22 protein-coding genes are annotated in these 22,479 nt (G+C 73.6%); 12 read left to right on the top strand and 10 right to left on the bottom strand.

The annotated features are described in order from the left end of the window. Positions 1-11: 11 nt before the first annotated feature. Positions 12-1,394, bottom strand: a complete 1,383-nt coding sequence (locus tag ABLM29_RS08485) for a hypothetical protein (protein ID WP_349713651.1) — start codon at positions 1,392-1,394, stop codon at positions 12-14. A gap of 159 nt (positions 1,395-1,553) precedes the next feature. On the opposite strand from ABLM29_RS08485, the gene ABLM29_RS08480 reads away from it, so the two are divergent. The 6 genes from ABLM29_RS08480 to ABLM29_RS08455 are packed head-to-tail and all read left to right on the top strand — an operon-like array spanning position 1,554 to position 8,745. Further along, positions 1,554-2,534, top strand: coding sequence for a glycosyltransferase family 2 protein (locus tag ABLM29_RS08480; protein ID WP_349713650.1), 981 nt, complete (start codon positions 1,554-1,556; stop codon positions 2,532-2,534). Next, the gene (locus ABLM29_RS08475) at positions 2,535-3,239 is read left to right on the top strand and encodes a class I SAM-dependent methyltransferase (protein ID WP_349713649.1); all 705 of its coding nucleotides are present in this window, start codon (positions 2,535-2,537) and stop codon (positions 3,237-3,239) included. Next, positions 3,236-4,189 carry a lysylphosphatidylglycerol synthase domain-containing protein gene (locus ABLM29_RS08470; protein ID WP_349713648.1) on the top strand — a complete coding sequence of 318 codons (954 nt, stop codon included), beginning with the start codon at positions 3,236-3,238 and terminating at the stop codon, positions 4,187-4,189. The genes ABLM29_RS08475 and ABLM29_RS08470 overlap by 4 nt, the downstream gene beginning before the upstream one ends. Continuing rightward, positions 4,182-5,522, top strand: coding sequence for a hypothetical protein (locus ABLM29_RS08465; protein WP_349713647.1), 1,341 nt, complete (start codon positions 4,182-4,184; stop codon positions 5,520-5,522). The genes ABLM29_RS08470 and ABLM29_RS08465 overlap by 8 nt, the downstream gene beginning before the upstream one ends. Then, positions 5,513-7,177 (top strand): ArnT family glycosyltransferase, encoded by a 1,665-nt coding sequence (locus tag ABLM29_RS08460; protein ID WP_349713646.1) that lies wholly within the window; start codon positions 5,513-5,515, stop codon positions 7,175-7,177. The genes ABLM29_RS08465 and ABLM29_RS08460 overlap by 10 nt, the downstream gene beginning before the upstream one ends. A 23-nt stretch (positions 7,178-7,200) precedes the next feature. Further along, positions 7,201-8,745 carry a hypothetical protein gene (locus ABLM29_RS08455; RefSeq protein WP_349713645.1) on the top strand — a complete coding sequence of 515 codons (1,545 nt, stop codon included), beginning with the start codon at positions 7,201-7,203 and terminating at the stop codon, positions 8,743-8,745. Here ABLM29_RS08455 and ABLM29_RS08450 read toward each other — a convergent pair. The 4 genes from ABLM29_RS08450 to ctaC form a co-directional block, all read right to left on the bottom strand. Continuing rightward, positions 8,721-9,947, bottom strand: coding sequence for a L,D-transpeptidase (locus ABLM29_RS08450; protein WP_349713644.1), 1,227 nt, complete (start codon positions 9,945-9,947; stop codon positions 8,721-8,723). The genes ABLM29_RS08455 and ABLM29_RS08450 overlap by 25 nt on opposite strands. 118 nt (positions 9,948-10,065) lie before the next feature. After that, positions 10,066-10,482 carry a cytochrome c oxidase subunit 4 gene (locus tag ABLM29_RS08445; RefSeq protein ID WP_349713643.1) on the bottom strand — a complete coding sequence of 139 codons (417 nt, stop codon included), beginning with the start codon at positions 10,480-10,482 and terminating at the stop codon, positions 10,066-10,068. Further along, a complete protein-coding gene (ctaD, locus tag ABLM29_RS08440; protein WP_502889198.1) occupies positions 10,482-12,236 on the bottom strand; it encodes an aa3-type cytochrome oxidase subunit I in 1,755 nt (584 codons plus the stop codon). The genes ABLM29_RS08445 and ctaD overlap by 1 nt, the downstream gene beginning before the upstream one ends. Further along, entirely contained in the window at positions 12,233-13,078 is an 846-nt protein-coding gene (ctaC, locus tag ABLM29_RS08435; protein ID WP_502889197.1) for an aa3-type cytochrome oxidase subunit II, read from the bottom strand. Before ctaC ends, ctaD begins: the two co-directional genes overlap by 4 nt. A 185-nt stretch (positions 13,079-13,263) precedes the next feature. On the opposite strand from ctaC, the gene ABLM29_RS08430 reads away from it, so the two are divergent. Together ABLM29_RS08430 and ABLM29_RS08425 are read left to right on the top strand one after the other, a co-directional pair. Further along, the gene (locus ABLM29_RS08430; protein WP_349713641.1) at positions 13,264-14,406 is read left to right on the top strand and encodes a cysteine desulfurase family protein; all 1,143 of its coding nucleotides are present in this window, start codon (positions 13,264-13,266) and stop codon (positions 14,404-14,406) included. After that, complete coding sequence (locus tag ABLM29_RS08425) at positions 14,403-14,633, top strand: sulfurtransferase TusA family protein (protein WP_349713640.1); 231 nt, start codon at positions 14,403-14,405, stop codon at positions 14,631-14,633. Before ABLM29_RS08430 ends, ABLM29_RS08425 begins: the two co-directional genes overlap by 4 nt. A 75-nt stretch (positions 14,634-14,708) precedes the next feature. Here the strand turns inward: ABLM29_RS08425 and ABLM29_RS08420 are convergent, their stop codons facing one another. Next, complete coding sequence (locus ABLM29_RS08420) at positions 14,709-15,641, bottom strand: carbohydrate kinase family protein (RefSeq protein WP_349713709.1); 933 nt, start codon at positions 15,639-15,641, stop codon at positions 14,709-14,711. A gap of 130 nt (positions 15,642-15,771) precedes the next feature. On the opposite strand from ABLM29_RS08420, the gene ABLM29_RS08415 reads away from it, so the two are divergent. Further along, the gene (locus ABLM29_RS08415; RefSeq protein ID WP_349713639.1) at positions 15,772-15,984 is read left to right on the top strand and encodes a hypothetical protein; all 213 of its coding nucleotides are present in this window, start codon (positions 15,772-15,774) and stop codon (positions 15,982-15,984) included. A gap of 299 nt (positions 15,985-16,283) precedes the next feature. Here the strand turns inward: ABLM29_RS08415 and erpA are convergent, their stop codons facing one another. From erpA to ABLM29_RS08395, 4 genes are all read right to left on the bottom strand, one after another. Beyond that, positions 16,284-16,625: an iron-sulfur cluster insertion protein ErpA gene (gene erpA / locus ABLM29_RS08410; RefSeq protein WP_349713708.1), complete on the bottom strand. Its 342-nt coding sequence runs from the start codon at positions 16,623-16,625 to the stop codon at positions 16,284-16,286. A gap of 210 nt (positions 16,626-16,835) precedes the next feature. Then, entirely contained in the window at positions 16,836-17,942 is a 1,107-nt protein-coding gene (locus ABLM29_RS08405) for an NAD(P)-dependent alcohol dehydrogenase (protein ID WP_349713638.1), read from the bottom strand. 32 nt (positions 17,943-17,974) lie between these two features. Further along, positions 17,975-18,442, bottom strand: coding sequence for a DUF4334 domain-containing protein (locus ABLM29_RS08400; protein WP_349713637.1), 468 nt, complete (start codon positions 18,440-18,442; stop codon positions 17,975-17,977). Positions 18,443-18,507: 65 nt separating this feature from the next. Beyond that, positions 18,508-19,593 carry a glycerate kinase family protein gene (locus ABLM29_RS08395; protein ID WP_349713636.1) on the bottom strand — a complete coding sequence of 362 codons (1,086 nt, stop codon included), beginning with the start codon at positions 19,591-19,593 and terminating at the stop codon, positions 18,508-18,510. Positions 19,594-19,662: 69 nt separating this feature from the next. Between ABLM29_RS08395 and ABLM29_RS08390 the strand changes: the two genes are divergently transcribed. The 3 genes from ABLM29_RS08390 (at position 19,663) to ABLM29_RS08380 (ending at position 22,446) form a co-directional block, all read left to right on the top strand. Then, on the top strand, positions 19,663-20,526 hold the full coding sequence (locus tag ABLM29_RS08390) for a GNAT family N-acetyltransferase (RefSeq protein WP_349713635.1): 864 nt from the start codon (positions 19,663-19,665) through the stop codon (positions 20,524-20,526). A 94-nt stretch (positions 20,527-20,620) separates the two neighbouring features. After that, positions 20,621-21,796 carry a quinolinate synthase NadA gene (gene nadA / locus ABLM29_RS08385; protein ID WP_349713634.1) on the top strand — a complete coding sequence of 392 codons (1,176 nt, stop codon included), beginning with the start codon at positions 20,621-20,623 and terminating at the stop codon, positions 21,794-21,796. A gap of 71 nt (positions 21,797-21,867) precedes the next feature. Beyond that, a complete protein-coding gene (locus ABLM29_RS08380) occupies positions 21,868-22,446 on the top strand; it encodes a DUF3043 domain-containing protein (protein ID WP_349713633.1) in 579 nt (192 codons plus the stop codon). Positions 22,447-22,479 lie beyond the last annotated feature (33 nt).

Genomic DNA, 22,479 nt, shown 5'->3' with positions numbered 1-22,479 from the left:
GCCCGGGCCGCTCAGGCCGGCGTCGGCGCGTCCGCCTCCAGGAGCCGGACCACCCGCGGCGCCCGGAGCAGCCGCGCCACGAGCCACACCGCCAGCAGCGTCGCCGCCACGAGCACGAGCATGGTCGCGGGCCGCCGGACCCACCCGTCGAGGAAGGCGTTGCGCCACCACACGTCGGCCACCTTCACGTAGAAGCCGTCCAGGACCGCGCCGGGCGCGATCAGCACGACCTGGAGCACGGCCACCGGGCCGAGCCAGCGGCGGCCGCGCTCCCCCAGCCGGTCGGCGCAGAGCGCCAGCGCCGGCGCCAGGCAGACCACGAGCTCCAGGCTCGTCCGGTAGCCGTAGAACTGGTCGCCGCCGCTGAACCGGACCAGGGCGCCCTGCGTCAGCAGGTAGGCGACGCCCGCGAGGGCCAGCGAGCGCGACCAGTCCGGGAGCCCGCCCCACCCCCGCACCAGGGCGGGCCCGAGCACCACCAGCAGCGGCGCCCACCACAGCAGCCCGCGGTCCGCCGAGACCACGAAGCCGAGGTAGTTCAGCACGTCCAGCACGCCGGCCGCCGCTCCCCCGGTGAAGTCCCCGGCCCGGTAGCCCGACGAGGGGTCCCAGCGGCCGTACATCCAGCGGGTCCACAGCGACATCGCCGCCAGCAGGCCGACCGCCGCCACCCCGACCCGGACCGCGATCCCGGGCCGGCGCCGCGCCCAGGCCACACCGACGCCGAGCACCGCGCAGATCAGCGCCGCGTGGAGCCTCCCCCAGAGCGCGACGCCGCCGAAGAGCCCCACCAGCCACCACCGCCCGCGGTCCGCGGCCCAGGCCATCCCGACGATGCCGAACGCGGTCAGCGTGTGCGGCCACACCGCGTCGGCCGCCACCGACCACAGGGGGGTGCCGAACGCGAGCAGCAGCGCGGCGGGGAGCGCCCGGCGCGTCCCGATCCGGTCGCGGAGCAGCAGCAGGAACAGCGTGACCGTGCCCGCCGAGATCAGCGCTGCGGTCAGCCCTCCCGGCACCGCGGAGAGCCGGTCGCCGCCCAGCAGCCAGTACGCCGGCACGACGGCCGCGATGACGCCCGGGGACCGGCCCACGGCCTCCCTCCCGTCGGCCGTGGTGACCAGCCAGGTCTCGCGGATGATGTTGTCGTCCAGCAGCGGGAAGTCGGAGATCGTAGGGACCGGGTCGCCGGTCCGCGCGATGTGCCACCCGGCGAAGTCGGCGGTGTACGCGTCCGGGCTCGGGTTCGTGCTGACGGTGGCGCCGTAGACGCACGCGACCAGGCAGAAGAGCGCCAGCGGCACCCGCCACCGCCGGCCCTGCGCCGGGGCGCCGGCGCGGCGGAGTCGGTCCGGGCGCGCCTCCGGATCGGTCCCGCCCGAGCGCTTCGCCACGCCTGCATTCTGCGAGCCCGGCGGGCCCGGCGGGAGGCCCGCGCGACAGGGATCGCGAGATGTTCGCCGACGCGTCACCTCGGCGTCCCGTCGGGGACCGCCGCCCTTCCTACGCTCCGGGCGACCGAAGCACCACCCGTCGTACCCCAGCGAGGCCCCGTGAAGCTCGTCGTCCAGGTGCCGTGCCTCAACGAGGAGGAGACCCTCCCCCTCGTGCTGTCCTCGATCCCGCACGCGATCGACGGGATCGACGAGATCGTCGTGGTCGTCATCGACGACGGCTCCACCGACCGCACGGTCGCGGTGGCGCGGGACCTCGGCGTGCGCGAGTTCGTGCGCCACCACCGCAACCAGGGCCTGGCCCGCTCGTTCACCGACGGCGTCGACCACGCCCTCGCGCTCGGCGCCGACATCGTGGTCAACACCGACGGGGACAACCAGTACCCGCAGGAGCGGATCGCGGACCTCGTCCAGCCGATCCTGCGCGGTGAGGCGGACATCGTGATCGCCGACCGGCAGGTCCGCCAGATCGAGCACTTCTCCAGCACCAAGAAGGCCCTGCAGCGCCTCGGCAGCGCGGTGGTCAACGTGGCGGCCCGCACGGAGCTGCCGGACGCGGCCAGCGGCTTCCGGGCCTACTCCCGGGAGAGCCTGATGCGGCTCAACACCGTGACCCGGTTCTCCTACTGCATGGAGACGGTGATCCAGGCCGGCAACAAGAACCTCGCCGTCGCGAGCGTCCCGGTCACCACCAATCCCAAGACCCGCGAGTCGCGGCTGTTCCGGAGCACCCGGCAGCACGTGGTCCGCTCGGCCGCGGCGATCGTGCGCGCCTACATCATGTACCGGCCGTACGTGATCTTCGGTCTCGCCGCCGCCCTCTTCGGCGTGCTGGGGCTGGTGCCGTACCTGCGCTACGCCTACCTCGCCGCCACCGGCGACGGCGGTGGCCACGTGCAGTCGCTGCTGGTCGGCGCGGCGCTCGTGGTGATGGCGTCGCTGTGCCTGATGCTCGGCGTCATCTCGGACCTGATCCGGACCAACCGCGCGCTGATCGAGACGAACCTCGAGCACACCAAACGCGCGCGGTTCGACATCCTGCGCGTGCCCGACTCCTCCCCCGAGAGCGTGAGGTTCTGAGTGAAGCGCCTCTACATCCGCACCGTCCGGGCGATCGGCTCCGGCATGGAGGCGGTCGGCGGGCTGGCCTACCTCGAGCGCCGCGCCCCGACCTCCCGCACGGCCACCTGGGCCCGGTCGCTGTTCGCGATCCACGACGTCGACGACCTCGGCTCGCTGGACCTGCCCTGGTGGACCTTCGAGTCCGCCGAGCGGGTGGCGGCGCACCTGGCGCAGCGCCCCGGGGCGCGGGTCTTCGAGTGGGGCTCCGGCGCGTCCACGCTGTGGTTGGCCGGCCGCGCGGGCTCGGTGCACTCCGTGGAGCACCACGCCGGGTGGGCGGCCGCGCTGCTGCCCCGCCTGCCCGACAACGTGCTCCTCCAGGTCGTCGAGCCCGCCGCGTCCCGGATCCCCGCGATCGGTTCGGCCAAGCGGGGGCACGGCGGCCTCGACTTCAGCGACTACGTCGCCGCCATCGACGACGTCGACGGCGCCTTCGACGTCGTCGTCATCGACGGCCGCGCGCGGGAGGCCTGCCTGGCGCGGGCCGTCGAGCGGTTGGCCCCGGACGGCCTGATCGTCTTCGACAACGTCGACCGGCGCCGCTACCTGGCGGCGATCGACGCGGTCGCTCCCCGCGTCACGGTCCTGATGACCCGGGGCCTCACCCCGGCCCTCCCCTACCCGACGCGCACCGCGCTGCTGCGCCCCGCGTCGTCCGCGTGAGGCGCGCGCACGCCCTCCTGGGCGCCCGGATCGGCTTCGTCCTGCTCACCATCGGGTTCGCCTGGTGGGGGTTCCGCGGACGCTGGGCCGAGATCGGCGAGGCCATCACCGGGACCAGCGCCTGGCAGCCCGCCGTCGCGCTGGTCGCGACGGCGAGCGGGCTCCTGCTGACCGGTGCGCTGTGGCGACGCCTGCTGGCCGCGCTCGGCTACCGGGTGTCGAGGCCGGACGCGGCGTCGGTCTTCTTCGTGGGCCAGGTGGGCAAGTACCTGCCCGGGTCGGTGTGGAGCTTCGCCGCGCAGGCGCAGCTCGGGCGCCGCTACGCGGTCCCGATGCGGACCAGCTTCACCGCCTCCGCGCTCTTCCTGTTCCTGCACACCGCGAGCGGTCTGGTGCTCGGCGGCGCGCTCGCCGCGGCCGGGGTCGTCGACCTGGACGCCGCGCGCTGGTGGTGGCTGGCCGCCATCGCGGTCGGCGTCGTGTCGATGTCGCCGCCCCTGGTGCGCGTGCTGGGCGACCGGCTCGCGGGACGTGCCGGCGGCACCGCCTTCGGCGCCCGGGCGCTGCTCACCTCGTGCGCGCTGATGGCGGGTGTCTGGGCGTGCTTCGGGGCGGCGACCTGGGCGCTCGCCGGTCCCGGCCACGGCGTGGCCCCCGCGAGCGCCGTCGGGGCGTTCGCGATCGCGCACGTCGCCGGCGTGCTGCTGGTCTTCGCGCCGGCCGGGCTCGGCGCCCGCGAGGCGGTGCTGGTGGCGGCGCTGGCGCCCGCGCTCGGCGTCGGCGCCGCGGCCGCCGTCGCCCTGCTGGCCCGCGTCGTGCACACCGTCGCCGACTTCCTGCTCGCGACCGCCTCCGCCGCGCGCGTCGGGCTCCGCACCCGGCGCGGGGCCGACGCCGAGCGCGTCCTGGCCTCCCCATCCCAGGACGGGCCGGCCGCCGCCGATGCCTGACCACCCGACCACCGGCGTCCCGGCCGGCGTCCCGTCCGGCGGCCCGACCGCCGGATCGGTCCGTGACGGCCGGCCGCCGCGGACGGGCACCCGCCCCACCGTGACACCCGCGCTGGTGGCCGCGGCGGTGCTGGCGGCGTACCTGGCCTTCGTCGGCGCCCGGCTGGCGGTCTTCGACGGCGACCCGAGCGCGTTCGTCGCCGCCGGCGACGGCGTGACCGACCCCGGCACCGCGCCCGACGGCCTGCTGGTGACCCCCGGGGTCGACGGCTACGACGGCCAGGCCTACTACCGGCTGGCCCGCTCGCCGCTCACCGAGGCCGTGAGCGACCTCGGCATCACCTTCCGGCGCCCCGCCTACTGGCAGGCGCGGATCGGCTACCCGGCGACGGCGTGGGTGCTCTCCGGCGGCGGGCGGGGCGGCGCCGTGCCCGTCGCGCTGCTGGCGGTGAACCTCGCCGCGGTGGCCGTGATCGCGCTGCTGGCCGCCGCGCTGGCCCGCGACGCCGGTCGCAGCCCGTGGTGGGGCGCCGTGCCGGCGCTGTGGCCCGGCTACCTGGTCGGCGTGGGCCAGGACCTCAGCGAGCCGCTCGCCGGGGCGCTGCTGCTGGCCGCACTGCTCGCGCTGCGCCGCGACCGACCGCTGCCGGCCACCGTCCTGCTGCTGCTCGCGGCACTGACCCGGGAGACCACGCTCGTGGTCGCGCTGGCGGTGCTCGCGGTGGGCATGACCCGCGCCGTCGGCGAGGCGGCGGGTGGTGCGGAGCGCCTGCGCGCCCGGATCGGCGCCGCGCCGGCCTGGTGGGTCGGCGCGGTGCCGCTGGCCGGGTACGCCGCCTGGCGCACCTGGGTGCGCGCCCGCTGGGCGGACCAGCTGCCCGACCCGCCCGCGGACAACAACCTCGGCCCACCGCTGCGCGCGCTGGCGCACTACCTCGGCCGGGCGGCCGGTGACCTCGCCGGCGGAGGCACCGGCGAGGTCGGCAACCTGGTGCTGCTCGTGCCCACCCTGGTCGTCGTCGCGCTGCTGGCGGGGATCCTGGTGCGCGTCGACGGCCCGGCGTACGAGCGCTTGGCGCTGGCGGGCTACCTCGCGCTGCTCCTCTGCCTCCCGGTGTGGGACCGCGGTCAGGCCTACCTGCGCTGGGGCTGCGAGCCGGTGCTGCTGGGGTGGCTGCTGCTCGTCGCCCGGCGGGTCCCGCCGGGCGGCCCGTCCGGACCCGCGCGTCCGGCCGCGGCGATCGCCGCGCTGACCGTCGCCCTGTGGCTGGTCGCGGCCACCCAGAGCGTCGGCTACCCGCGCCCCGGGGAGGGGTGGTGGTCGTGGTCCTGACCGACGAGCGGCGGGCCGCGGCGCCGCCGCGACCTCGCCGCCCCGACCCGCGGACGCTGGCCCTGGTGGCGATCGTGGCGACGGCGTTCGCCCTCCGCGTGGTCGCCGTGCGGCACGGCCTGCCGCACGCCTACAACCCCGACGAGGATCTCCACTACGTCCCGGCGGCCGCGCGGGCCGCGGACGGCGACTGGAGCACCGGGTACTTCGAGAACCCGGCGGGCTTCACCCACCTGCTCGCGCTCTGCTTCCTGGTCGTCTTCGGCGGGCAGGACGTGACCGCGCTCCGGGTGGCCGACCCGACCGCGGTGTTCACGGTGGCGCGGCTGGTCGCGGTCGTCCTGGGCACGCTCACGGTCGCGCTGGTCCACCTCGCCGGCAAGCGCTACGCGGACCGCGCGACCGGCCTCGTCGCGGCGGCGCTGCTGGCGACCGCCTACCTGCCGGTCTTCTACAGCCACCAGGCGCTCAACGACGTGCCCGCCATGGCGCCGACCACGGTGGCGCTGATCGCGTGCCTGCGGGTCCACCAACGCGGCGACCTGACCGGGCTGCTGCTGGCGGGCGCCGCGGTCGGCGTGGCCTCGGGCACGAAGTACCTGGCGGCGCCGATGGCCCTCGTGATCGCGCTCGCCCTCCTGCTGCGGGTGGTCGAGCGCCGCAGCGCGGTGCTGCCGGCGCTGGCCGGGCTCGGCGCGGCGGCCGCCGCCAGCATCGCCGGGCTGCTCGCGCTCAACCCGTATGCCGTCGTCGAGCCCGGCAGGTTCGTGGACGACGTCACCGGGCAGTCGGCGCGGGTCGGCGGCGAGAAGCTCGGCCAGTCCGGCTCGGCCTGGCTCGGCTACCCGGCGACCCTGCTGTGGGGCCTCGGGGTGGCGGCGGTCGCGTTCGCGCTGCTCGGCGCCGTGCTGCTCTGGCGCGCGGACCGCGCCCGGGCGCTGCTCCTGGTGACCTTCCCCGTCGCCCTCTACGTCGCGATGGCCGCCCAGGAGCGGTACTTCGGCCGCTGGCTGCTCCCGGCCTACCCCGCGCTGGCCGTGCTCGCCGGGTACGGCGTGGTGCGGGTCGCCCGCGCCGTACGGAGCCGGACCGGGCCCCGTGCCGGGCTGCTCGCGACGGCGGGGCTGCTCGTGGCCCTGCTCGCGCAGCCGACGGTGGACGCCGTCCGCAGCGACCTGCTGCTCACCCGCACGGACACCCGCGCCGACGCCCTGGCGTGGACGACCGGCCACGTCCCTCCCGGCAGCGGGATCGTGGTCGAGCCGGCCGTGCCGGGCTCCTACCGCCGAGCGCTGCGCGCGGCGGGCCTGGAGATCTACCCGGTCCAGCGCCCGTACGAGGACTACGAGCGGACGCTCTCCCCCGCGCTGCTGGACGACTACCGGTCGGCGGGCTACTGCTGGGTGATGGTCAACGGCCACCAGCGGGACCGGGGACGGGCCGCCGGCCTGCTCGACGCCGGCGCCTACTACGACCGCCTGCGCCGGGAGAGCACGCCGGCGTTCGCGGTCAGCCCCTACTCCGCCGGGGCGACACCACCGCCGTTCTCCTACGACCTCAGCTTCAACTACTACCCGCCCGCCTTCCGGCGGCCCGGTCCGGTCGTCGAGGTCCGACGCCTGGTGGGCTGCGCCGGGGCGCCCGACCCGGCCTAGCCCGCTCCGAGAGGGAGAGACCCGTGCTGACGATCGCCCCGCCCCGCGGACCGCTGCCGCCGCGCGCCCGCCGCCTGGCCGGCCACCCGCTGGCCGTGCCGGTGCTGGCGGCACTGATGATCGCCCTGCTCGGCACGCAGATCGCCCTCGTCTTCAAGGTGCCGAGCTGGGGCAACGACGAGCCCGCCCACGTCGGCTATGTCGCCGCGCTCGCCGAGGGCCGGCTGCCGACCATCGACACCGCGATCGTCGACGACCCCGCGCGCTTCCCCGGCACGGCCGAGGAGCTCCGCGGCTGGGACGACGCGCACGGCGACATCTGGACCGCGAACCACCCGCCGCTGTTCCACCTGGCGATGGTCCCCGTCTGGTGGGCGCTCTCCGACATCCAGGGCCCCGACGGCGGCCAGAGCGGGATGGTCATCGCGATGCGGCTCGCGAACACCGCCGGATTCGCGCTGTGGCTCCTCCTGGTCGGTCTCGTCGCGCGCGAGCTGGTGCCGCGCAGGCCCGCGGTCACGGCGCTCGCGGTCGTGGTGGCGATGACACCGACCCTGGTGCTGCGCTCGGCGTTCTTCATCAACGACGGTTGGGCCTCCTCCGCCGCGCTGCTCCTGCTGCTGGCGACCGTGCGGATGCTGCGCGACCGGATCACGCCGGCGCGGCTGGCGTGGGCGACGGCGGCGGGCACCGCCGCGGCCGGGTTCCGGGCCCAGGGCGTGCTGGTCGTCGCGCTCTGCGCGGTCGCGCTGGCGCTGACCGCCCTGCACCGGGCCGGCTGGCTCCGGGCGGGCTGGCGCGGGTGGCGCCGGGCCCTGGCGGTGGGTGGCCTGGTGGGCGGCGTGCCCGCGCTGGCCTGGGGCTGGTTCTACCTGCGCAACCTGCGGCTCTACGGCGACCTGACCGGCCAGGACGCGCTGCTGGAGAAGTTCGAGCGTGAACCGGTCGACGGGCTCGCCGGGATCGTGCACGTCCCCGGTCTGACCGAGCCCACCCTGGCCACGCCGATCGTGCTGGTCGCGGCCGTGGTCCTGGTGCCGGTCGCCCTGGTCGGCACGGTACGCCGCCACGGCCTCCGCTTCGACGCGGCGTGGACGCTGCTGGGCGTGCACGCCGCGCTGACCGCCCAGAGCGTCGTCTCCTTCATCGCGCACGGCGGTGGGTTCCACGACCGGTACCTGATGCAGGCCATGCCGCTGCTCGCGACCGCGACCGCGATCGGGATGCTCGAGGTGGCGCGCTGGCTGCCGGCGCCGGCCGAAGGGACCGCGACCTCGCGCCGGTCCCGCGAGTGGTGGACGGCGACCGCGTGGGCCGCGGTGCTGCTCGCCTGGCTCGCCGTGGCGCTGTGGTGGCTGGAGCGCTACTACGTCTTCACGCGGCAGTCGACGTCGCCGGTGGACGGGCCGCTGCCCGTCCTCCTCGTGGTGCTGGCGTCCGGCGTCGGCGCGCTGCTGCTGGCGACGATGGCCGGGCGGGCGATCGGCGCGGCGGGGAGCGGTGCCGGGAGCGCGGGCCGCGCGTCCGCGCCGCCCGCGTCGGGTCAGAGCGCGGAGTCGGCCTTGTAGTCGGCGTAGCCGATGTTCCAGTCGCCGTACCCGTTCTCCGCCTCCATGGGACGGCCGGTGCCCGTGTACTCCACGACGTCGCCGCGGCGGGTCATCGAGTAGAGCCAGCCGGCGTTGGCGGTGCTCATCCCGGTGCAGCCGTGGGAGACGTTGGCGTAGCCCTGGGAGCCGACCGACCACGGCGCGGCGTGGATGAACTCGCCGGAGTAGGTCAGTCGCATGGCCCACTTCACGTCGTCGATGTCGTAGGCCTCGGCGCTGTCGGCCGGGATGCCGACGGTCTCGGAGTTCATCCGCTTCTCGGCGAACTTCTCGATGATCACCTTCACGCCGGAGCGGGTGGTGAAGCCCGCCTTGCCGGTGGTGATCGGGATGGTGCGCAGGAGGTCGCCGTTGGAGAAGACCTTCATCTGGTGGGTCTGCGCGTCGACCTTGTAGATGTGCGCGTCGCCGACGGTGAAGTCGACCGTCCGGTCCTCCTGGCCGTAGATCCCACCACCCGCGTCGACGCCGTTGATGTCCACGTCGACGTGCACGTCGGTGCCGGCCTGCCAGTACTTCTTCGGGCGCCAGTGCACCTCGGTGTCGTTCAGCCAGTGCCACGTGCCCGTCTGGGCGGGCTTCGAGGTGACCGACATGTGCCGCTCGATCTCGGCGCGGTCGGTGACCGGGATGTCGAAGGTGACGATCACCGGCATGCCGACGCCGACGGTCTCGCCGGCCAGCGGCGCGACCGACGGGTAGGTCTGCTGGTCCAGCGTCAGGGCCTCGGTCGTGAACGAGGTGGTCCGCTTCGTGCGGGTGCCCTCCTCGCCGCGAGCCGCCGCCGAGAGCGTGTAGGTGACGCCCGGCTCGAGCCGGTCCTCGGCCTTCCACCGCAGGCCGTCGGCGGAGATGCTGCCGGGCACGGTGCCGCCGTCGTAGCTGGCGGTGACGTCCGTCAGCGAGCCGCGCTTGGCCTTGACGGTCAGCACCGTGGAGACGGGGACGTCGGTCGCGCCGCGGGCGACGTTGGTCCGGAGCACCGGCGTGACCGGTGCCTCGGCGGTCTCCGTCGCGTCCGGCGAGGCGCTCTCGCCGCCGGCGGTGGTCCCGGTGATCCCCGCGCTCGCGTCACAGCCGGCGAGCGCGGCGGCCCCGAGCAGCGCCACCACCAGGGCGGCGGCACTGCGGGCACGTCGGGTGCGGGAGGACGTCGTCACCCGTCGAGGATAACGACGGGGCGGTCACGATCCTGCATCCGCGCGCCCGGCGAGGCGCCGGGAGACGCGACCGGCGCCGCCCCCGAGGGGACGGCGCCGGTGCTGGGTTCGTGCGTGCTCAGTGAGCGTGCTCGCCCCGGTAGTACTCGAAGATCCAGCCGCACAGCGCGACGGTGCCGAGCGCGCAGCCGATGATGAAGAGCCACCAGGCCAGCATCGCCAGGGCGAACACGCAGATGGCCATCGTCGCGGCGCACCAGAACGGCCACCAGGAGTACGGCGGGAAGAAGCCGAGCTCGCCCGCGCCGTCGGCGATCTCGCCGTCCTTGCGGTCCTCGGGCCGGGCGTCCATGCGCTTGGCGTGGAAGCCGAGGTAGAGCGTGACCATCGCGCACAGCAGGCCGGTCATGACCAGGGCCGACGTGCCGGTCCAGTCCGCGCCGGACTCGCCGGCGTCGGTGATGAACCAGTAGGCGGGCGTGACCAGGACGAGGAAGATCGCCGTGATCCCGAAGATCCATGCCTCGATCTTCATCAGGCGTCACCGTCCTTCTTCTCGGCCTGCTCGGCCAGGTGCTCCGCGCGGCCGTCGGTGTCCGGCAGGTCGGCCGGGGCGCCCACGTTCGCGAACTCTGCGGGGTTGTCGTCCATCTCGATCGCGGCGATCTCCGGGTGGTGGAGGTCGAACGCCGGCGACTCCGAGCGGATCCGCGGGATCGAGTGGAAGTTGTGGCGCGGCGGCGGGCAGCTCGTCGCCCACTCCAGCGAGCGGCCCCAGCCCCACGGGTCGTCGGTGTTGACCAGCGGCGCCTTCCGCGACACGTACACGTTGTAGAAGAACGGCAGCATCGAGGTGGCGAGCAGGAACGAGCCGATCGTCGAGACCTGGTTCAGCGTGGTGAACCCGTCACCCGGCAGGTAGTCCGCGTAGCGGCGCGGCATGCCCTCGACGCCCAGCCAGTGCTGCACCAGGAACGTCAGGTGGAAGCCGATGAACAGCAGCCAGAAGTGGATCTTGCCGAGGCGCTCGTCCAGCATCCGACCGGTGAACTTGGGCCACCAGAAGTAGAAGCCGGCGAACATCGCGAAGACGACCGTGCCGAACACCGTGTAGTGGAAGTGCGCCACCACGAAGTAGGAGTCGGAGACGTGGAAGTCCAGCGGCGGGCTGGCCAGGATGATGCCGGTCAGACCACCGAAGAGGAAGGTCGTCAGGAAGCCGATCGACCACAGCATCGGCGTGTCCATCCGGATGGATCCGCCCCACATGGTGCCGATCCAGTTGAAGAACTTCACGCCGGTCGGGACCGCGATCAGGAAGGTCATGCCGGAGAAGAACGGCAGGTTGACCGCACCGGTGACGAACATGTGGTGGGCCCACACCGCGACCGACAGGATCGCGATACCGAGCGTCGCCGCTACCAGGCCGACGTAGCCGAAGATCGGCTTGCGGCTGAAGACGGGCAGGATCTCGGAGACGATGCCGAAGAACGGCAGCGCGATGATGTACACCTCGGGGTGGCCGAAGAACCAGAACAGGTGCTGCCACAGGATGGCGCCGCCGTGCGAGGTGTCGAAGACGTGGGCGCCGAGGGCGCGGTCGGCCTCGAGCGAGAGCAGCGCGCCGGCCAGGATCGGGAACGCGATCAGGACCAGGATGCCGGTGATCAGCACGGTCCAGACGAAGATCGGCATCCGGAACATGGTCATGCCGGGGGCACGCATGCAGATGATGGTGGTGATGAAGTTGACCGCACCGAGGATGGTGCCCAGACCACCCATCCACAGACCCATGATCCACAGGTCACCGCCGACGCCGGGGCTGTTCACCGAGTCCGAGAGCGGCGTGTAGGCGAACCAGCCGAACGAGGCCGCACCCTGCGGGGTGAGGAAGCCGGCGGCGGCGATCAGGCCACCGAACAGGTACAGCCAGTAGCTGAACATGTTGAGTCGCGGGAACGCGACGTCGGGCGCACCGATCTGCAGCGGCATGATCGCGTTGCCGAAGCCGAAGAACAGCGGCGTCGCGAAGAGCAGCAGCATGATCGTGCCGTGCATCGTGAAGAGCTGGTTGTACAGCTCCTCGTTGACGACCTGGCTGCCCGGGTAGGCCAGCTCGGAGCGGATCAGCAGCGCCATCACGCCGCCGACCACGAACCAGAACAGCGCGGTGATGAAGTACAGGTTGCCGATCAGCTTGTGATCGGTCGTGGTCATCGCACGGACCAGGAGCTTGCCCAGGGGCTTGCGCTCCGTGAGCTCCGCGGACCGAGCTGCCGTGGCGGTCACTCGTGCTCTCCCTCGATGTCGAGTTCGTTGAGGTAAGGCTCGGTGGAGTAGGCGCCACCGAGGACCGGCTCAGAGGAGACGTGGTCGGGGTCCTGCGCCAGCTCGGCCAGGTACGCGTCGTACTCCGTGGCGGAGACGACGTCGACGTTGAACAGCATCCGCGAGTGGTACGCGCCGCAGAGCTCGTAGCACTTGCCGGCGTACGTGCCCTCCTCGGTCGGGGTGATCTGGTACGCGTTGTCCTCGCCGGGCACCACGTCCATCCGCATCGCGAAGGCCGGGATGCCGAAGTTGTGGATCACGTCCGGGCTGTAGAGGTCGAACTCGACCGTCTGGTCGACCGGGATCACCAGCGTCGGGATGTCGTCACCGGTGCCCGAGACGTAGACGTACTCGTCCTCGAACTCGTGGTTGAAGGTCCACGACCACTTCTGGCCGACCACCTTCACCGTGACGTCGGGGTCCGGGACCAGCTCGGTCGCGATGTTCTGCACCCGCACCGTGTGCGAGAAGAACGCGATCACCATGATGATCGGGAAGATCGTGTAGAAGATCTCGACCGGCAGGTTGTAGCGCGTCTGCACCGGGACCTCGTCGTCACTGCGACGGCGGAACCAGTACAGCGGCCCGAGGATCAGGGTCCAGGTGACCACACCGGTGATCAGCGCGGCGATCCACGCACCCTGCCAGAGAGCAAGGATGTGCTCGCCCTGCTCGGACTTGATCTCGGGCATGCCGAACCGCTCCCACTGGGAGTCGGTCGAGCAGCCCGAGAGTGCGAGCGCCAGAACAGCGAAACCGGCGAACGGGAGCGATCGGCGCAGCCGACGCCTTCCCCGCATGCGCTCGGGATGCCACAAGCCCACGAACGAGCCTTCCTCTCGAGGGTCAGATCTGACCAAAACCTTAGCGGAGCCTGAGAGTTGGCGCGCCCCGGGGTCGTCCCGCGGAGACGCCCCGCGGTCGCACCGGGGCGTGACCGCAGCCAGGCCCGAGCCTTCAACGGCGACATCCTAGGGTCTGTCCTGTGCAGAGCAGCCCGACCCCCGGCGCACCGGTCCCCCCGGTCTACCTCGACGCGGCCTCGTCCACCGCGCTCCACCCCGCGGCCCGCGACGTCCTGCGGGCCGCCCTCGAGCGCGGGTACGGCGACCCCCGCCGCCTGCACGGCGCCGGACGCGATGCGCGGCTGCTGCTGGACAACGCCCGCGCCGTGGTGGCCGAGTGCCTCGGCGTCCGCGCCGACGAGGTCGCCTTCACCGCCTCCGGCACCGACGCCGTGCACCGCGGCCTGCTCGGCCTCGTCGCCGCCCAGGCGCCCTCGGGCCGCGCCGGCGTCGCGCACACCGCCGTCGAGCACTCCTCCGTGCTGCACGCCGTCGCCTGGCGCCCGTCCGACGACCACGTCGCGCTGCCGGTCGACCGGCTCGGCCGGGTGGCGCCCGACGTCGTCGCCGCGGCCGCCGGGCGCCCCGGCACGGCCGCGGTGGCGGTGCAGGCCGCCAACCAGGAGATCGGCACGCGGCAGCCCGTCGACGAGCTCGACCTGCCCGCCGGCGTACCGCTCTTCGTCGACGCCGCCGCGGCGCTCGGCCACGCGGACCTGCCGACCCGCTGGGACGTCCTGACCGCCTCGGGGCACAAGTGGGGCGGGCCGGCGGGCGTCGGCGTGCTCGCCGTGCGGCGCGGCACCCGCTGGCACAACCCGTTCCCCGGCGAGGACGTCCTGGAGCCCGACGGCTTCCCCGACGTGCCGGCGGCGCTGGCCGCCGCGGCCGCCCTCCAGGCGGTGCTCGCGGAGCGGACCGAGGTCGCCGCGCGGCAGCGGGTGCTGGTGGACCGGATCCGGGCCGCCGCGGCCGCGCTCCCGGACACCGAGGTCGTCGGCGACCCCGACGACCGGCTCCCGCACCTGGTGACCTTCTCCTGCCTCTACCTCGCGGGCGACGAGCTCGTCACCGACCTGGACCGGCAGGGGTTCGGCGTCGCCAGCGGCTCGGCGTGCACGGCGTCCACCCTGGAGCCGAGCCACGTGCTCGCCGCGATCGGCGCGCTCACCCACGGCAACGTCCGGGTGTCGCTCACCCGGGAGACCACGGCCGAGCAGGTCGACGCGTTCTGCCGCGCGCTCGGCGAGACGGTCGAGCGGCTGCGCCGGGGCGTGCTGTGAGCGCCCGTGAGCTCGACTGCCGGGACCTGCCGTGCCCGCGCCCGATCATCGAGCTGGCACGGGCGCTGCCCGACGTCGCGGTCGGCGAGACGATCGCCGTGCTGGCGCGCGACCCCGCCGCCCGGCACGACGTCCCGGCCTGGTGCCGGATGCGGGGGCAGGAGTACGTCGGCGAGGAGGCCGCCGAGGACGGGACGCCGCGCTACGTCGTGCGGCGCCTGACCTGACGCGAGCCGGCAGAAACTGACAGCCCCAGGGCGCGAGTCGGCAGAAACTTTCTGCCGACTCGCGCCCCGGACGTCTCAGACGAGGTACGGGGCGACGTCCTCGGCGGCCTGGTCGCCGTAGGAGTCGCGGACGCGCTCCAGGAACTGCGCGTGCGTGAAGTCGTACTCCTGGGTGCCGACGGTCTCGACGACGTAGGCGGCGAGCACGCAGCCGACCTGGCAGGCCCGCTCGAGCGTCACGCCCCAGGCCAGCGCGGCCAGGAACCCGGCACGGAACGCGTCGCCGACGCCGGTGGGCTCGACGGCGCCGACGTCCTTGGCGGCCGGCACCTCGATCAGCAGGCCGTGGCGGTCGCGGACCCGGACGCCTTCCTTGCCGAGCGTGGTGACCTGGTAGCCGACCCGGTCGAGGACCTCGTCCTCGGTCCAGCCGGTCTTCTTCTCGATCACGTGCGACTCGTACTCGTTGGAGAAGAGCAGGGCCGCACCGTCGATCAGGTCGCGGATCAGCTCCCCGTCACCGAAGGCGAGCTGCTGGGAGCAGTCCGCGATGAAGCGGTAGCCGCGCTGGCGGCACTCCTCGGTGTGCCGGCGCATCGCGTCCGGGTCGTCCGCGCCGATCAGCACGTACGCCGGGTCACCGACGCGGGCCACGATCGGGGCCAGCTCGATCAGCCGGGCCTCGCTCATCGCGCCGGGGTAGAACGAGGCGAACTGCGCCATCGTGGTGTCGGTGGTGCACACGAAGCGGGCGGTGTGCCTGCTCTCGGAGATGTGCACCGAGTCGCAGTCGACGCCGTGCCGCTCCAGCCAGGAGCGGTAGTCGCCGAAGTCCTCCCCCGCCGCGCCGACCAGCACCGGCCGCAGGCCCAGCCGGCCGAGGCCGAAGCACATGTTCGGCGCCACCCCGCCGCGGCGGATCTCCAGCTCGTCGACGAGGAAGGAGACCGACAGCTTGTCCAGCTGGTCGACCACGAGGGAGTCCGAGAACTGGCCCCCGAACGTCATCAGGTGGTCGGTGGCGATGGAGCCTGCGATGAGCAGCGCGCCCGAGGCGTCTGGTGCGGGGGTCACGTGACCCCACACTACCGACCGGTACTCCTGGGTGTACGCGCAAGTAACGCCTACCGTCGCTGACATGACGCCGTACGAGGAGATCCAGGCTCCCGCCGACCTCCGCGCCGACTGCGAGGCGGTCCACCGCCGGCTCGCCCAGGCCGAGGTCCGCGTGGTTCGCCCCGCCCCGAGCATCCACTTCGACGAGTACCCCCGCGAGGTCCGCAAGCGGGACATCCGGATCGACGAGGCCGCCCAACGCCTCGCCAACGCGCTCCACCTCCACCTCGACTGACTTGGATGGGGCCGAGCGCGTCTCCGCTTCGCTCCGCCGACATGCAGAAAGCCACCCCGATCGGGGTGGCTTTCTGGTGTCTCAGGTGCCGCCAGTCGACCCGAGCGCCGATCTAACGGCCGCAATCGCGGGAAACGCACGGCGAGCCCGCGCAGGGAGCGCAGCGACCGGAGCGGACGAGCCGGGCTTTACCGCGTGCGGCCGCCGCAGGCCGCCAGGAGTCCTGGCACCCCGCGGCGGCCGACAGCGAGCGCGGCAGCGCGGCGCGACGAAGGAGCGACGCGCTCGCGCAGTTCAGCTCAGTGGAACGAGTCGCCGCAGGCGCAGGAACCCGTGGCGTTCGGGTTGTCGATCGTGAAGCCCTGCTTCTCGATGGTGTCGACGAAGTCGATCACCGCGCCGTTGAGGTAGGGGACGCTCATCCGGTCGACGACCACGGCGACGCCGTCGAAGTCGGTGACCACGTCGCCGTCGAGGCTGCGCTCGTCGAAGAAGAGCTGGTAGCGCAGGCCCGAGCAGCCGCCGGGCTGCACCGAGATCCGCAGGGACAGGTCGTCGCGCCCCTCCTGCTCGAGCAGGCTCTTCACCTTGCCGGCAGCCACCGGGCTGAGGTTGATCTGGTCCTCACGGCGGTCCGTCATCACCGGGGCGGCGACCGTCTGGGTCGCGCCGGCGGCCTCGTGACCGTGGCCGTGGCCGCTACCGCAGCCGCATCCGTCGCTCATACTCACTCCCGCAAGTCGTTGTCGTGGCGCGGCACCTTCCGGCCCGCGTACTGGTTCCAATGGTGACACACCGGGCGTTATTCCCGGCGATCGCGCGCCCGGCGCCGGACGGTGGCCGGAGGCGGCTCACCAGACCAGGACCGGCTTGATCACCTTCCCGGCGTGGGCGTCGGCGACGGCGTCGGCCAGGCGCTCGAAGGGGTACGTCGTGACCAGGCCGTCCACGTCGAACCTCCCCTCCTCCCGCAGCGAGATCAGCTCGGGGATGGTGACCAGCGGGTCCGCGTCGCCCTCGATCGAGGACCGCACGGTCTTCCCGCCCTGCAGCAGGTCGAGCGCGTCCACCGTGTACTCCGCGGCACCCAGGCCCAGCGCGACCAGCGTGCCCTGTGGACGCAGGGCGTGCTGCGCCTGCAGCACCACGGCCGGGATCGCGGTGGTGTCGATCGCGTACCGCGCGCCGCCGCCCGTGGCGGCCTTGACCTGCTCCTCGACGCTCGGCACGTCGTCCGCCCCGGCGCCGGCCGGGTCGATCGCCACGGCGCCGTACCTCTCGGCCGCGGCCCGGCGCTCGGCCGACGGGTCCACCGCCACGATCGTCTCCACCCCAGCGCCGGCCGCCGCCGCGATCGCCGCCAGCCCGACAGCACCGGCACCGAAGACGGCGAGCGTGTCCCCGGGGCCGGCACCGATCACGTTGAGCACGGTGCCGGCGCCGGTCTGGAAGCCGCACGCGAACGGCGCCAGCCGGGTGAGGTCGAGCTCCTTGTCCACGACGACGCAGTTGTCGGCGTACGCGAGGGCGTGCCGCGCCAGGCTGGACTGACCGAAGAACGAGCCGAAGACGGTCTCCTCGCCCCGGCTCATGGTGGTCGTGCCGTCGGGGCGCATGCCCATGTAGTTGAGCAGCAGCGACTGCTCGCAGTAGCCGACGTCGCCGTCCCGGCAGGGTCCGCACGCGCGGCAGGAGCGGAACGAGAGGACGACGTGGTCGCCGACCTCGATCCCGGAGACCTCCGCGCCGACCGCCTCGACCACGCCGGTGCCCTCGTGGCCCATCACGGTCGGGAACATCTCCGCCGGCAGCATCGTCGGGACGGTCAGGTCGGTGTGGCACAGCCCGGTGGCCACGATCCGCACCAGCACCTCGTCGGGCCGGGGCTCCTCGAGCTCGACCTCGGCGAAGGTGAACTCCCCGCCCGGCTTCTCCACCAGCGCCACGGTGGTCCTCATCAGTCCTCTTCCTCCCTCTCCGCCGACCGGTGTCAGCGGTCCCGCTCCAGCCAGAACCAGTACAGGTCCGGCACGCCGAAGTACGCCGCCAGCTTGCCGTTCATCACCCCGAGCAGCGTGTCCCCGTCGACCGCCTTGAAGTGGTCGAGGACGGGCATCCGGTCGTAGACCATCGTGGCGGTGACCTCGCCGCGGAAGGCGATGTCCCACAGCGACGCCTCGCCGCCGGCGGCGGCGTCGGTGTTGGAGTACAACGCGCCGTCGGCGCCGCGGCAGACCAGCGGCTGGGCCGCCATCGGGTCGTCGAAGTTCTTGCCGTGCCAGCCCAGCCTGGTCAGCAACCCGCTCGCGGGGTGGCCGCACGCGAAGTCGCCGCCGCGCCAGGGCCCGAGGATGTCGGCGACCGCCACCGTCGGCAGGTCGGCCCACAGCGCCTCCACCTCGGCGGGGTCGACGGAGTCGGCGGAGCGGAGCTCCTCGAAGCGGCTGCGGACGTCCATGGCGGCCGAATCTAGAACACGTTCTCCCGGTCCGCCAGGGGTTCGGCCGCTTCGCCCACGCGGCCTCAGCGGCTCCAGGTCCGGGCCACCCGCTCGGCCGTCTCCGCCAGCGCTCCGGCGGGGTCGGCGAAGGACCGCTCCTCCCCCACCACGTCGACGAGCGCGTAGGCGGCGTCCATGCCGAGCGCACGCATCTCCCGGGACCCGACCAGCACCCGGCCGGCGATCGCGACGCACGGCCGCAGCGCGGCCGACGCCACCGCGGCCACCCCGAACGGGACCTTCCCGGCCCGGCTGCTGAAGTCGAACGCGCCCTCGCCCGTCAGCAGCAGGTCGGCGTCGCGGGCACGCTCGGCGAGGCCGACCGCCTCGGCGACGTACTCCACCCCCGGCACCCGGGTCGCGCCGAGCAGCAGCAGCGCGTGGCCCAGGCCGCCGGCCGCGCCGGCCCCCGGCTCGAGCGCGGTACGGCGGTCCGTGGCCGCGGCGAAACCCTCCAGCACGGCGTCCAGGCCCGGCAGGTCGGCCTCGGCGACGCCCTTCTGCGGGCCGAAGGTCTTCGTGGCGCCGAACAGGCCGGTCAACGGGCTGTCGACGTCGCTGGCGATGACCAGCTCGACGCCGGCGACCGCGCTGCGGGCGGGTGCCAGGTCCACCGCCGCGACCCCGGCGAGCGCCTCGCCACCGCGGTCCAGCGGCCGGTCGGCGGTCGCGCCCAGCGCGCCGAGCAGGCCCGCGCCGCCGTCGTTGGTCCCCGATCCCCCGAGCCCGACCACGACCCGCCCCGCCCCCGAGGCGACGGCGGCCGCGACCAGCCCGCCGACGCCCGCCGTGGACGCCGACGCGCCGCCCTCGCCGCCGGTCAGGTGCACCCCGCACGCCTGCGCGCACTCCACGTACGCCGTGTCGCCGACGCGCAGCACCGCCGCCGGCACCGGGTCGCCGAACGGCCCGGGCACGGTGACGGCCAGCAGGTCGCCGCCGCGGGAGGCGTGCAGCACGTCGACGAAGCCGGGCCCGCCGTCCGACATCGGCACCAGCTCGAGCTCGTCGCCCGGGGCGTGCCGCCGCCAGCCGACGGCGATCGCCTCCGCCGCCTCGACCGCTGTCAGCGTGCCGGCGAACTTGTCCGGGGCCACGAGTACGCGCATGCGCCCATCCTGCCGCCTCGGCCGTCGCTGGCGCCCGCTCCGCTCCCGAAGGCCCCCTAGGCTCCGGGCATGGAGATCCGGGCGATGCGGGCGACGGACGTGCCCGTCGCCGAGCAGGTGTGCGACGAGGCCTTCTACCAGCTCGACGTGGCCACCTTCCCGCCATCGTGGCCCGCGCCCCAGCGGCGTACGCCGGCGCGGTCGGCCGCCTGGATGGCCCGCACCCGGAGGTTCCTGGACATCGACCCCGGGGGGTGCTGGGTGGCCGAGGACGAGGGCCGGATGGTCGGGTTCGCCACCTCCTTCCGGCGCGAGGACGTGTGGTGCCTGGCCACCTACGCGGTCCTCCCGGGCCGGCAGGGAGCCGGGATCGGGCGCGCGGTACTGGACGCGGCGATGGGCTACGCCGAGGGCTCCCCGCGCCGGATGCTGTCGGCCTCCTCGGACCCGAAGGCGCTGCGCCGCTACCACCGGGCGGGCTTCACCCTGCACCCGCAGGTCCACCTCGCCGGCGAGGTCGACCGGGCCGCGCTCCCCGCGGTCCGGGGTGTGCGCGAGGGGACCGCCGACGACCTGGCGTGGATGGACGACCTGGACCGCGACCACCGCGGCGGCCCGCACGGACCCGACCACGCGGCGCTCGCCGACTACGGCCGCCTGCTGGTGCTCGCGGACCGGACCGGCTACGCCTACGGCGGACCGACCCACGTCGCCGTCGTCGCCGCACGGGAGGTCGACGGCGCCTCGGCGCTGCTGTGGGAGTGCCTGGCCCGGGCCGAGGGCCGCTTCGAGGTCGACCACGTCACCGACGCCAACCAGTGGGCGGCCCGGATCGGCCTCGACGCCGGGCTCGCGCTCGGCCAGTCCGGCTTCCTCGGCCTCGCCGGCATGGCTCCGCCGTCGCCGTACCTGCACAACGGTGCGCTGCTCTGAGCGCCTCGTCGCAGGGGCGGGGTCGGGTGACGCAGAACACCAGGTCGCGGACACCGAATCGGGACGCCGGAAGGTCGCGGCCTAGAATCCACCCATGACGACCGTCGACCTGCCGCTGCTGCCGCTGGGACGAGGCACCGACCCGCTCTCCGAGCGTGGTGTCGAGTGCCCGGGCGACCTGCCGCCGGCCTCGGACCCGGACCTGGTGGCCCGGGCGGAGGCGGCGAAGGCGGCGCTCGGCGAGAAGCTCTTCGTGCTCGGCCACCACTACCAGCGCGACGAGGTCATCCGCTTCGCCGACGTCACCGGCGACTCGTTCAAGCTCGCCCGCGACGCCGCGGCGCGGCCGGACGCCGAGTACATCGTCTTCTGCGGCGTGCACTTCATGGCGGAGTCGGCCGACATCCTCACCACCGACGACCAGCAGGTGATCCTGCCCGACCTCGCGGCCGGCTGCTCGATGGCGGACATGGCGCGCCTGGCGCAGGTCGAGGCCGCCTGGGAGGCGCTCGCCGCCGCCGGAGTCCAGGACCAGGTCGTCCCGGTCACCTACATGAACTCCAGCGCCGACATCAAGGCCTTCTGCGGCCGCAACGGCGGACTGGTCTGCACCTCCTCCAACGCCGAGGTGGCGCTGGAGTGGGCGTTCGAGCAGAACGGGCCCGACACCAAGGTCCTCTTCCTGCCCGACCAGCACCTCGGCCGCAACACGGCCGTCCTCGAGCTCGGCGTCGGGCTCGACGAGTGCGTCGTGTGGAACCCGCTCAAGCCCGGCGGCGGCCTGACCGCCGAGGAGCTCGCCGGCGCGAAGATGATCCTGTGGAAGGGCCACTGCTCGGTCCACGGCCGCTTCTCCCCCGACGTGATCGACGAGCTGCGCGCCAAGGTCCCCGACCTGAACGTGCTGGTGCACCCCGAGTGCCAGCACGAGGTGGTGCTCAAGGCCGACCTGATCGGCTCCACCGAGTTCATCATCAAGACCATCGAGGCCGCGCCGGCCGGCTCGAGCTGGGCCATCGGCACCGAGCTGAACCTCGTGCAGCGGCTGGCCAACGCCCACCCGGACAAGAACATCATGTTCCTCGACCGGAACGTCTGCTACTGCTCCACGATGAACCGGATCGACCTGCCCCACTTCGTGTGGGCGCTGGAGAACCTGGTCAACGGCGTCGTCGTCAACCGGATCGAGGTCGACGAGAAGACCCAGGCCGAGGCGCTGGTCGCGCTCCAGCGGATGCTCGACCTGCCCGGGAAGACCGCGCGCGACTGACCGCGCGGCCCACCGATCCCACCCACCCGAACCACCGCACCACCCGAACCACCCGAGGGAAACCAGAACCGATGTTCAAGCGGACCAAGTCCGAGCCCGTCGCCACCGCGCCCGTGAAGGAGGGCGGCAAGGGTCGCCCGACGCCGACCCGCAAGGAGGCGGAGGCCGCGGCCAAGGCCCGCGCCAAGGCGCCGCGCGACCGCAAGGAGCTGGCCAAGCGCGACCGCGCCGCCCGCGCCGAGCGCAGCCAGAAGGTACGCCAGGCCATGAAGACCGGCGACGAGCGCTACTTCCTGCAGCGCGACAAGGGCCCGGTCCGCCGGTTCATCCGCGACTTCGTGGACGTCCGGTTCTCGGTCGTCGACCTGCTGATCCCGCTGGTCGTCTTCTCGCTGGTGCTCAGCACCTTCGGCGGTGCCGCGCTGCTGCAGGCCGCCAACATGATCATGCTGGCGACCTTCCTGTTCGTCATCGTCGACATGGTGCTGCTGCGCTTCAAGCTGCACCGCGAGCTGCGCCGCCGGTTCCCCGACGAGTCCCACAAGGGCGCGACCTACTACGCGCTGGTCCGCGGCATGCAGATGAAGTTCATGCGGATGCCCAAGGCGCGCATGAAGATCGGGCAGCAGCTGCCCGACGACTACAGCTGAGCGGGAGCACGCCCCGCGACTCACCCCGGCACG

The sequence above is a fragment of the Nocardioides sp. YIM 152588 genome (assembly GCF_040191335.1).
In the GTDB taxonomy this organism is placed as follows: Bacteria; Actinomycetota; Actinomycetes; order Propionibacteriales; family Nocardioidaceae; genus Nocardioides.
This window is presented reverse-complemented; position numbering and strand designations above follow the sequence as displayed.

Excerpts from the sequence above, each read along its gene's own strand:
- ABLM29_RS08465 (WP_349713647.1), top strand. The coding sequence starts at position 4,182 with ATGCCTGACCACCCGACCACCGGCGTCCCGGCCGGCGTCCCGTCCGGC.
- ABLM29_RS08445 (WP_349713643.1), bottom strand. The coding sequence starts at position 10,482 with ATGAAGATCGAGGCATGGATCTTCGGGATCACGGCGATCTTCCTCGTC.
- ctaC (WP_502889197.1), bottom strand. The coding sequence starts at position 13,078 with ATGCGGGGAAGGCGTCGGCTGCGCCGATCGCTCCCGTTCGCCGGTTTC.
- ABLM29_RS08420 (WP_349713709.1), bottom strand. The coding sequence starts at position 15,641 with ATGACGTTCGGGGGCCAGTTCTCGGACTCCCTCGTGGTCGACCAGCTG.
- ABLM29_RS08415 (WP_349713639.1), top strand. The coding sequence starts at position 15,772 with ATGACGCCGTACGAGGAGATCCAGGCTCCCGCCGACCTCCGCGCCGAC.
- erpA (WP_349713708.1), bottom strand. The coding sequence starts at position 16,625 with ATGACGGACCGCCGTGAGGACCAGATCAACCTCAGCCCGGTGGCTGCC.
- ABLM29_RS08405 (WP_349713638.1), bottom strand. The coding sequence starts at position 17,942 with ATGAGGACCACCGTGGCGCTGGTGGAGAAGCCGGGCGGGGAGTTCACC.
- ABLM29_RS08400 (WP_349713637.1), bottom strand. The coding sequence starts at position 18,442 with ATGGACGTCCGCAGCCGCTTCGAGGAGCTCCGCTCCGCCGACTCCGTC.
- ABLM29_RS08395 (WP_349713636.1), bottom strand. The coding sequence starts at position 19,593 with ATGCGCGTACTCGTGGCCCCGGACAAGTTCGCCGGCACGCTGACAGCG.
- ABLM29_RS08390 (WP_349713635.1), top strand. The coding sequence starts at position 19,663 with ATGGAGATCCGGGCGATGCGGGCGACGGACGTGCCCGTCGCCGAGCAG.
- nadA (WP_349713634.1), top strand. The coding sequence starts at position 20,621 with ATGACGACCGTCGACCTGCCGCTGCTGCCGCTGGGACGAGGCACCGAC.
- ABLM29_RS08380 (WP_349713633.1), top strand. The coding sequence starts at position 21,868 with ATGTTCAAGCGGACCAAGTCCGAGCCCGTCGCCACCGCGCCCGTGAAG.